Genomic DNA, 424 nt, shown 5'->3' with positions numbered 1-424 from the left:
GATAGTTGCGTGTCTGGCAGGTCCTTTTGCAGAATCCGCATTCGAAGGCTATCTGGACCCGCGCGATATGGCGATGAATGCGTCCGATGGGAATGAGGGGAGCAGCGACTACGCGGATGCCAAGCGAATCTATGGTGAGTTGCGGTTCCTGATGCCGCGCCGCCCCGATTGGGGGCGGATCGAAGATTGCACGGCCCGGCTAGTACTCGATCACTGGTCGGCCATCGAAGCATTGGCCGCGCATTTGCTGGTCAAGCATGATCTCCAATTCGATGAGCCTCTGACGATTGTTGCGCCGCATCTTCCGCCCATGCCAGCAGCTACGCCGCCAGAGCGTCATCCGCAGCCTGCTTGATCAGCCATTCGATGTGATTTGACCACATCTGCAACACCTCGCGCTTCTCCTTGACGTTGCTATAGAGAT

At 57.5% G+C, this 424-nt stretch carries 1 protein-coding gene; it reads left to right on the top strand.

Annotated features, from left to right (window positions below):
• The coding region (locus tag EN845_RS35705) for a hypothetical protein (protein ID WP_189522918.1) at window positions 1-355 on the top strand (355 nt) is incomplete at its 5' end.
• Between the last annotated feature and the right edge of the window lie 69 nt (window positions 356-424).

It is taken from the genome of Mesorhizobium sp. M8A.F.Ca.ET.202.01.1.1 (assembly GCF_004791595.1).
GTDB lineage: Bacteria > Pseudomonadota > Alphaproteobacteria > Rhizobiales > Rhizobiaceae > Mesorhizobium.
Note: the sequence above shows the minus strand (reverse complement) of the source record. Positions and strands in the feature narration are given on the sequence as shown.